Raw genomic sequence first — 6377 nt, 5'->3', positions numbered from 1 at the left:
CGGGTCGGCCAGCAGCCGCTTCGCCTTCACGCGGCAGCCGTTCATACCCGAGGCGATCTCGGATTCGATCCGCACCACCTTCTGCCCGGCCTTCGCCGCCCATGCCTCCAGGCGAGCGGTCTGCCGCCTAAGGTCCGGCTTCTGATCGTGCGAGGAGACGCGGGCATACAGACCTACACCACCGGTCACGGAAGGTGAGGTGTTCGCGTCGATGTTCACCAGAATCGTGCGCGGCCCCACGCGACGCGCAGGTACCGGCAATGTGCCCTCACGGAACCAGCGATACGCGGTCCGCGGGGCAATCCCCTGCGCGCGTGCCCAGTCCGTCAGATTCATACCCAAGATCGTACGTCCCTGGTCACCTTCGGCCTGGAGCAGCTGGCCCGGGGCGGCGACACTCGCGGCAACTAAAAGACACTCGTGGACACTTATGCGGGAGCAGTTTCCAACCCCTCCTGATCCAGCACGGCACCGCGACGACACCTGCCCCCTCGCCTGGTCGCGGGAGGCCGCCGCCGCGTTCGAAGACGCCGGTAAGGACGTCGAACTCCGCACGGTGCCCGGCGAGGGCCACACGTTCGGGCCGCGGTGGGCGGCCGAGATGGACGCCACCGAGGCCTTCTTCGCGCGCCACCTGCGCTGACCGGCCACGTCAGGACCAGGCCCACGGCACTGCGCCGGCATCGACACGGCCGGCGGCCTCGACGCGCGCTCCCGACCGGGTGCAGAGTTCTCCCTACGTACTCGTCAGTAAGTCCGCGCATACCCTTCGAGGAGCCGCTGTGACCACCTGGGCCGGCCGCACCGCCGCCGAGATTTCCGCCGCAGTCCGCGAGAAGCGGGTCACGCCCCGCGAGGTGGTCGCCGAGCACCTCGCCCGGATCGAGCGGCTCGACGGCCGTGTGGGCGCCTTCCGCGCGGTGCGCGCCGAGGCGGCCCTGGCCGAGGCCGACGAGGTGGCCGCCCGCGGCGACTTCGCCGAACTGCCGCTGGCCGGGGTGCCCGTGGCCGTCAAGGACAACCTCGCGGTGCGCGGCGAGTCCACGCGCGTCGGCTCGGCCGCGACACCGGACACCCCGGCCGCACAGGACCATGTGACGGTGGCCCGGCTGCGGGCCGCGGGCGCGGTGGTCGTGGGGCTGACCAACGTGCCCGAACTGTGCGTCTTCGGCACGACGGACGGCGTGCTGGGCACCGCCCGCAACCCCTGGGACCCGGCGCGTTCCGCGGGCGGTTCGTCGGGGGGCAGTGCGGCCGCCGTCGCCGCCGGGATGGTGCCGGTCGCCCTCGGCAACGACGGCATGGGCTCCCTGCGCATACCCGCCGCCAACTGCGGCCTGGTCACCATCAAACCGGGCCGGGGAGTGGTCCCGACGGGCGAGGGCGGCAGCTGGTTCGGCATGGCGGAGCACGGCCCGCTCGCCACGACCGTCGAGGACGCCCGTCTGATGCTCTCGGTCCTCGCCGGCACCGCACCCGCACCCCGTTCCGAGCCCGGCACCCTCCGGGTCGCCGTGTCGCTGCGCAGCCCACTGGCCGGCGTCACCGTCAGCCGCCCGTACGCGGCGGCCGCCCGGGACGCGGCCGGGCTGCTGATGCGCGCCGGGTACCAGGTCCGGCGCGCCGACCCGCCCTACCCTCTGTCCCTCGCCACGACCTCGCTGATCCACTGGACGGCGGGCACGGCCGCGGACGCCCAGCCCCTCGACCCCCGCCTGCTGACGCGGCGCACCCGCGTCCACGCGAGAATCGGCCGCCCCTTCGCCGCCACCGTGCGCTCCGGGGCGAGCCGGGAGAAGCTCCGGCGACGACTGGAGCCGTTCTTCACCGAGTACGACGTGCTGCTCACCCCGGCGCTGGCGCGCCGCTCACCCAAGGCCGGGCCCTGGCACGAACGGGGCTGGCTGAGCAACCTGCTGGCCAACACGAACTACTCGCCCCTGACGCCCCCGTGGAACCTGACCGGCTGGCCCGCCATGGCGGTCCCCTGCGGAACGCTCCCCTCCGGCGCCCCCTGCGCCGTGCAGCTGGTGGGACGGCCGGGCTCGGAGTCCCAACTCCTCGACGTGGCGGGCCGGCTGGAGGAACGCAATCCGTGGCGGCGCACGGCGCCGATGGACTAAGGTCGGCCGGGTGACTGCCGGGTCGGCCGTAGGCCATGCACGAGTGAGGCGCCCGGCCTCGGCGTGAGCGCGGCGGGGGTCACCCCGCCCGGACTCGCCCGAGAGCCGGAGAGGGCACGCGCCCCGCCTCTCGTCTCCGTGTCTTCATCCCCTCGCGCCTCGGGCGCTTCACACGGACCTCATCACCCGGAGACGAACCCACTCATGTCCCCTGCTCAGCCAGCCGTGCCCGCCACCGTCGCCCGCCTCGACCACACCGTCGTCCACGCCTCGGACCGCCATTTGTCCGCCGAGTTCCTGGCGGCCGTCCTCGGCCTGGAGGTCGGCGCCCCCTTCGGCCCCTTCCTGCCCGTGGACCTGGGCAACGGCGTGACCCTCGACTACTACGAGAAGCGCGACGAGCCCATCCAGCCGCAGCACTACGCGTTCCTCGTGCCCGAGGAGCAGTTCGACGCCATGATCGCCCGGCTGGAGGCGATCGGCGTCACCTACTACGCCGACCCGAGCCACACCGCACCGGGCCGGGTCAACGACCTCTTCGGCGGTCGCGGCGCCTACTTCGACGATCCGGACGGCCACAACATGGAGATCATGACCCGTCCGTACGCCCGGCCCTGAGGGCCGCCCCGGGGCCGACGGCGGCTCCTCCGGTGCTCTACAGCGCCCGGTACATGATGTGCAGTCCCACGGGGCCGTGCCGGGGGTGGTCGAAGGCGTCCGGGACCGTGCCGAGGATCGTGAAGCCGAAGGACGTCCACAGTTTCACGGCCGGGTTGGTCTCGACGACGGCGTTGAACACCATGCCCCGGTAGCCGGCGGCCCGGGCCTCGGTCAGGAGGTGGTCGGCCAGGGCCCGTCCGTAGCCCCGGCCGCCCCGGTCCGGGTCGACCATGAAGCCGGCGTTGGCGATGCGGGCGGCGGGGCCACCGTAGTTGGGGGTGAGGTAGGCGGAGGCGACGACGGCACCGCTGTCGTCCTCGACGACGTAGACGCGTTTCGCCGGGTTCATCCACAGGACCCGGGCCTCCTCCTCGGAGGTGCCCGGGTCCCATGCGTAGGTCTCGCCCGCGGCGACGATGCGGTGCCAGAACGGCCAGATGCGAGGCCAGTCGTCAGCCGTTGCTTCCCTGATCAGCATGGGTGCGAGTCTGGCACGCCCATGCTCTCGGCGATCGCGGTGGGGGCTGCCCGCTGTCAGTCGACGCTGGGCAGGATGTGGGGCTCCGCGAGGTCTTCCTCGTAGCCCGCGAGGCGGATCGGGGCCGAACGGGCCCACACGTCGAGGCTGCCGAGCTCGTCGACCCGTCGGCCGGCGCGCTCGCCGCGTTCCTTGGGGCGCTGATCGCGATTCGTCTTCTCCGGTGTCACCGCGCACTCCTTATGTGTCGGTCACCCTAGGGACGTACGCGCCGGTCCTGCTGCGCCTGACGCCCGCTCGGGACTATGTGTCACATGCAGTTCGGACGCGGTGGCGCCGGTCGACTCACGGGAGAGCAAGCCGTGGTGAACCGGCTGGTCCCACGACGGACTGTGGGTGTGGGTTGGACCCCGTGCTGCTGTCCGTCCGCATCAGACTAACCAAATGAGCGGGCCCCCGCTCGATGGGGCTGAAAACAACCGGTAACGATCGCGCGTCAAGCGGCGTTCATCTCCCGTTTACGTACCGATTTGTACGCCGACGAGCGTTTTGCGGATCACCCGAACGGCGTATGTCGACGACGGCGCTTTCCAGACGGTCGCGCATTTCGGGTGCCATTGCCCGAGCCGCGAGGCCGTCAGGGTCCCCCCTGGTCCCTGACGGCCCGTCACGGGATACGCGCGACTACCACTTCCCGGGTGCGTAGTCCTTCATGAAGACCCCGTAGAGGTCCTCTCCCACCTCACCCCGCACGATGGGGTCGTAGACCCGGGCCGCTCCGTCGACGAGGTCCAGCGGCGCGTGGAACCCGGCCTCGGCGAGCCGCAGCTTGTCGTAGTGCGGCCGCTCGTCCGTGATCCAGCCCGTGTCCACCGAGGTCATCAGGATGCCGTCGGTCTGGAACATCTCCTGGGCGCTGGTGCGCGTGACCATGTTCATCGCGGCCTTCGCGGCGTTGGTGTTCGGATGCCCGGCGCCCTTGTACCCGCGCCCGAAGACCCCCTCCATCGCGGACACGTTCACCACGTACGCGCGTCCGCTCTCCGCCTTCTTCGCGGCCTCGGCCATGGCCGGCCGCAGCTTGCTGATCAGGATGAACGGCGCCGTGTAGTTGCACAGCTGCGTCTCCAGCAGCTCCACGGGCGAGATCTGCTCGATCGTCTGCACCCAGGTGTTGGAGTCGACCACGTCGGGCACGAGCCCGCCCGCGTCGATCGCCGTGCCGTCCAGGTGCCGTTCGACGCTGGCGTTGCCCGCCACCAGGGCGAGGTCGGCGACCTGCTGGGCGTCGAGGCCGCTGATGCCGAGGGGCAGCGCGGCGATGCCGTCGACCGCGCCGGAGTTGAAGGCGCCGATGACGTGGTGGGCGGGGAGCTCTCCGGCGGGCAGCGGGGCGCTCTCGCCCTCCACCAGCGCGGCGTAGGCCGACGGCAGGCGGCGCACGGTCTGCGTGGCGTTGTTGACGAGGATGTCGAGCGGGCCCGCCTCGGCGACCTGGTCGGCGAGGGCCACGGCCTGGGCCGGGTCGCGCAGGTCGATGCCGACGACCTCCAGGCGGTGCATCCAGTCCGCGGAGTCGTCCATGGCCTTGAAGCGGCGGATGGCGTCCTTCGGGAAGCGCGTGGTGATCGTGGTGTGCGCACCGTCGCGCAGCAGCCTCAGCGCGATGTACATGCCGATCTTGGCCCGGCCGCCGGTGAGCAGCGCGCGCTTGCCGGTGAGGTCGGCGCGGACGTCGCGCTTCTCTCGGTTCACGCGGGCGCAGTCCGGACAGAGCTGGTGGTAGAAGTAGTCGACTTCCACGTACCGGGCCTTGCAGGTGTAGCAGGAGCGCGGGCGCTGGAGTACCCCGGCGATCCTGCCCTCCTCGGTGTTCGACGACGGCAGCAGGCCCTCGGTCTCGTCGTCGATGCGCTGGGCGGAGCCGGTCGCCGTGGCCTCCGTGACCGCCTTGTCGTGGGCGGTCTTGGCGGCCCGGCGCTCCTGGCGGCGGCGCTGCTTGACCGTGCGGTAGACGCCCGCGGTGGCCCGGCGCACCGCGATGGCGTCCGGGTGGTCGACCTCCAGCTTGTCGAGTTCCTCGAGTACGCCGAGGCAGACGGCCAGGCGCTCCGGGTCGATGCCGGGTCCGTACGAGAGCCCGCTCGCCTCGTCCATGGCCTGCGGGCCGTCCTCTGTCACCGTCATCGCCGCTGTCGTTTCCCTGCTCTGCCGTCGCGGTGCGCCCGTCGCGCCCGCTTTCGAAGGGCGAATTTTACTTCAGCGCCGGCCCGCACCGCCAAACTCGCCCGTTCACGGCCGGCAGGCCTTGATCAGTGCCGCCACCTCCTTGGAGACGGCCGTGGCGAACAGGTCGAGGTCCGGGACCGCTTCCCCGTCGGCGACGAGGCCGTAGTGCACGCTCCCCCGGTACGTCGAGACCGCGACGGCCAGGGAGTGGCCGGGGGCCAGCGGGGCGAAGGGGAAGACGGCGGTGAGCGGGTGGCCGCCGAGCTTCAGGCCCAGGCTGGGCAGGGGCACGCTGGTCACCAGGAGGTCGAACCAGATCCGGGCCGCCTGGCCGACCAGGGGGCCGCCGAGCCGGTGGGCGAGGGCGGGGACGTGGTCGGCGAGCAGGGCGACGGCGCCCGCGCCCCGGTTGGGGCCGGCGTCCTTGTTGCGGTCCATGGCGTCCCGGACCGAGGCGAGGCGGGCCAGCGGGTCGGGGTCGTCCACCGGAAGCCGTATCAGGTACCCGGAGAGCCGGTTGCCCTGCGGGTACGCGGTCCGGGGGCGGCGCTTGGAGACGGGGATCAGGGCGCGGGGCGAGACGCCCTCGCTGCCGTCGCCGCGCTCGTCGAGCCAGCGGCGCAGGGCGCCCGCGACGACGGCGATGAGGACGTCGTTGACGGTGCCGCCGACGGTCTTGCGGATGCGGTGCACGTCGTCGAGGTCGAGCACGACTCCGGCGGTGCGGCGGGTGCCGCTCGGCTCGCAGGTGAGCGCGGGCGTGGAGCGCACGTCGAGGGAGGAGCGGGCCACGGAGGCACCGATGTCCAGGGCGCGGCCCATGTCGGACAGGGCGCCGCGCCTGTCTCTTATACCCATCTGACGCTGCCGACGAACTCTAGGGTGTA

At 72.0% G+C, this 6377-nt stretch carries 8 protein-coding genes; 3 read left to right on the top strand and 5 right to left on the bottom strand.

Annotation, left to right across the window (positions count from 1 at the left end; genetic code table 11):
• Positions 1-336 (bottom strand): recombinase family protein (locus C1J00_RS36110; protein WP_180989822.1); only part of this gene is annotated, 336 nt, incomplete at its 3' end.
• Between the two features lie 94 nt (positions 337-430).
• Between C1J00_RS36110 and C1J00_RS36105 the strand changes: the two genes are divergently transcribed.
• From C1J00_RS36105 to C1J00_RS36095, 3 genes are all read left to right on the top strand, one after another.
• Positions 431-643 carry an alpha/beta hydrolase family protein gene (locus C1J00_RS36105; RefSeq protein ID WP_180989821.1) on the top strand — a complete coding sequence of 71 codons (213 nt, stop codon included), beginning with the start codon at positions 431-433 and terminating at the stop codon, positions 641-643.
• A 139-nt stretch (positions 644-782) separates the two neighbouring features.
• Positions 783-2123 carry an amidase gene (locus C1J00_RS36100; protein WP_102913161.1) on the top strand — a complete coding sequence of 447 codons (1341 nt, stop codon included), beginning with the start codon at positions 783-785 and terminating at the stop codon, positions 2121-2123.
• Positions 2124-2327: 204 nt separating this feature from the next.
• Entirely contained in the window at positions 2328-2741 is a 414-nt protein-coding gene (locus C1J00_RS36095; protein WP_102913160.1) for a VOC family protein, read from the top strand.
• A 37-nt stretch (positions 2742-2778) separates the two neighbouring features.
• Here C1J00_RS36095 and C1J00_RS36090 read toward each other — a convergent pair whose 3' ends face one another.
• The 4 genes from C1J00_RS36090 to C1J00_RS48600 all read right to left on the bottom strand — a co-directional run.
• Positions 2779-3261 (bottom strand): GNAT family N-acetyltransferase, encoded by a 483-nt coding sequence (locus tag C1J00_RS36090; RefSeq protein ID WP_102913159.1) that lies wholly within the window; start codon positions 3259-3261, stop codon positions 2779-2781.
• Between the two features lie 56 nt (positions 3262-3317).
• On the bottom strand, positions 3318-3491 hold the full coding sequence (locus C1J00_RS36085) for a hypothetical protein (RefSeq protein ID WP_102913158.1): 174 nt from the start codon (positions 3489-3491) through the stop codon (positions 3318-3320).
• A 454-nt stretch (positions 3492-3945) separates the two neighbouring features.
• On the bottom strand, positions 3946-5448 hold the full coding sequence (locus C1J00_RS36080) for an SDR family NAD(P)-dependent oxidoreductase (RefSeq protein ID WP_102913157.1): 1503 nt from the start codon (positions 5446-5448) through the stop codon (positions 3946-3948).
• Between the two features lie 105 nt (positions 5449-5553).
• The coding region (locus tag C1J00_RS48600) for a WS/DGAT domain-containing protein (RefSeq protein WP_245936636.1) at positions 5554-6377 on the bottom strand (824 nt) is incomplete at its 5' end.

It is taken from the genome of Streptomyces cahuitamycinicus (assembly GCF_002891435.1).
GTDB classification, from domain to species: Bacteria; Actinomycetota; Actinomycetes; order Streptomycetales; family Streptomycetaceae; genus Streptomyces; species Streptomyces cahuitamycinicus.
Note: the sequence above shows the minus strand (reverse complement) of the source record. Positions and strands in the feature narration are given on the sequence as shown.